2 protein-coding genes and 2 pseudogenes are annotated in these 2,274 nt (G+C 54.0%); 3 read left to right on the top strand and 1 reads right to left on the bottom strand.

The window, feature by feature from the left end; all coding sequences use genetic code 11:
* Complete coding sequence (locus OQV04_RS25375) at window positions 1-57, top strand: IS1 family transposase (RefSeq protein ID WP_003032489.1); 57 nt, start codon at window positions 1-3, stop codon at window positions 55-57.
* A gap of 142 nt (window positions 58-199) precedes the next feature.
* Here the strand turns inward: OQV04_RS25375 and OQV04_RS24335 are convergent.
* Window positions 200-1,362, bottom strand: a protein-coding gene (locus OQV04_RS24335; RefSeq protein ID WP_332643204.1) for an IS3-like element IS3 family transposase whose coding sequence is annotated in 2 segments (ribosomal slippage) — window positions 200-1,101 and window positions 1,101-1,362 — 1,164 coding nt in all. Because the reading frame shifts where the segments join, the coding sequence is not laid out codon by codon here.
* 63 nt (window positions 1,363-1,425) lie between these two features.
* Here OQV04_RS24335 and OQV04_RS24330 point away from each other — a divergent pair.
* Together OQV04_RS24330 and OQV04_RS24325 are read left to right on the top strand one after the other, a co-directional pair.
* Window positions 1,426-2,160: pseudogene (locus tag OQV04_RS24330) on the top strand (IS66-like element ISEc8 family transposase); the annotation flags it as partial.
* A gap of 34 nt (window positions 2,161-2,194) precedes the next feature.
* Window positions 2,195-2,274: pseudogene (locus OQV04_RS24325) on the top strand (IS3 family transposase); the annotation flags it as partial.

Raw genomic sequence — 2,274 nt, 5'->3', positions numbered from 1 at the left:
GTGGAGCTGCATGACAAAGTCATCGGGCATTATCTGAACATAAAACACTATCAATAAGTTGGAGTCATTACCCAGAATCTGACGAATTAGACAAAGTGGTGTCCACCAAATAAGTAGTGGGAACCAAAGTGTCAGATATGCAGAAAAATGTGACTCCCGGCAGGCGAAATGATCCTACCCACGTAATATGGACACAGGCCTAAGCGAGGTTCTGGTTTTCAAATTGTTCCGGACTGAGGCCGCCACACCAACTGTGCCGCCGCCACCGATTGTAATCACATTCGATATAATTAAACACCGTTGCCCGCATTATTTCCCGGCTGATAAAGTGTTCTCCATGGATACATTCCACTTTCAGCGAATGAAAGAAGCTTTCCACGCAGGCATTATCGTAGCAGCAACCTTTTGCGCTCATACTTCCACGCAGATTATGCCGCTTCAGTTGCACCTGATAATCTGCTGAACAGTACTGGCCTCCACGGTCCGTGTGAACGATAACGTTCCGGGGCCTCTTACGCCGCCACAGCGCCATCTGCAGGGCATCGCAGGCCAGTTGCGCCGTCATGCGTGGCGACATTGACCAGCCAATAACGGCACGTGACCACAGGTCAATGACCACTGCCAGATACAGCCAGCCTTTATCTGTACGTAAGTACGTGATGTCTCCTGCCCACTTCTGGTTCGGGCCACTGGCGTAAAAATCCTGCTCCAACAGATTTTCTGACACAGGCAGGCCGTGTGCGCGGTAGCTGACCGGGCTGAACTTCCGGGAGGCCTTTGCCCTCAGTCCCTGACGGCGCAGGCTTGCCGCCACGGTTTTTACGTTAAAGGGGTAACCCTGAGCACGCAGTTCATCCGTCAGGCGTGGGGCACCGTAACGCTGTTTTGACCGGGTAAAAGCCGCGAGGACAACGCTGTCGCAGTGTTGGCGGAACTGCTGACGCGTGCTTATCCTTGTCCGCCGCTGACACCACGTATACCAGCCGCTGCGGGCCACCCGGAGCACGCGGCACATTGCTTTGATGCTGAACTCAGCCTGATGTTTTTCAATAAAGACATACTTCATTTCAGGCGCTTCGCGAAGTATGTCGCGGCCTTTTGGAGGATAGCCAGCTCTTCATCCCGTTCTGCCAGCTGGCGTTTGAGACGTGCAATCTCGGTAGACATCTCCAGTTCACGTTCAGAAGACGTCTGCTGATTTTGCTGTTTACTGCGCCAGTTGTAGAGCTGTGATTCATACAGGCTGAGTTCACGGGCTGCGGCAGTAACACCGATGCGTTCAGCAAGCTTCAGGGCTTCACTGCGAAATTCAGGCGAATGCTGTTTACGGGGTTTTTTACTGGTTGATACTGTTTTTGTCATGTGAGTCACCTCTGACTGAGAGTTTACTCACTTAGCCGCGTGTCCACTATTGCTGGGTAAGATCATGTTCGTGATGACCGCAATGCCGGGTCAGCGTTGGCACCTGCAGTGTGGTTCGCTTACAGCCCGGACAGAAAAGGCATCCATCCGCAGACTCATCTTGCTTGCTTCAGCGGTGTGCTGCAAGCGGATGCGTACGCCGGGTTCAACGAGCTGTATCGCAATGGTCGGATAACGGAAGCTGCCTGCTGGGCTCATGCCCGCCGAAAGATCCACGATGTGCACGTCCGCATCCCGTCAGCACTGACGGAAGCAGCCCTGGAGCAGATCGGTCAGTTGTACGCCATAGAGGCGGATATAAGGGGAATGCCGGCAGAGCAGCGGCTTGCTGAACGTCAGCGAAAAACGAAACCGCTGTTGAAATCCCTGGAAAGCTGGTTGCGTGAAAAGATGAAGACCCTGTCGCGACACTCAGAGTTGGCGAAGGCGTTCGCGTACGCACTTAACCAGTGGCCGGCACTGACGTACTATGCGAACGATGGCTGGGTGGAAATCGACAACAACATCGCTGAAAATGCCCTGCGGGCGGTCAGTCTGGGTCGTAAAAACTTCCTGTTCTTCGGCTCTGACCATGGTGGTGAGCGGGGAGCGCTACTGTACAGCCTGATCGGGACGTGCAAACTGAATGACGTGGATCCAGAAAGCTACCTTCGCCATGTGCTTGGCGTCATAGCAGACTGGCCGGTCAACCGGGTCAGCGAACTGCTTCCGTGGCGCATAGCACTGCCAGCTGAATAACACATCCCCGTCAATACGGCCCTCGCTGTACGCTTACGGTTATCGCAAAATCCATTTAGATCTGCGGGACAGCGGGCAACAGTGCGGAGTGAACAGAGTCTGGCGACTGATGAA

Origin of the sequence: Escherichia sp. Lx600-2, from assembly GCF_036662595.1 — a bacterium.
In the GTDB taxonomy this organism is placed as follows: Bacteria; Pseudomonadota; Gammaproteobacteria; order Enterobacterales; family Enterobacteriaceae; genus Escherichia; species Escherichia coli.
The sequence above is the reverse complement of the archived record's forward strand: the minus strand, read 5'-3'. Positions and strand labels throughout refer to the sequence as shown.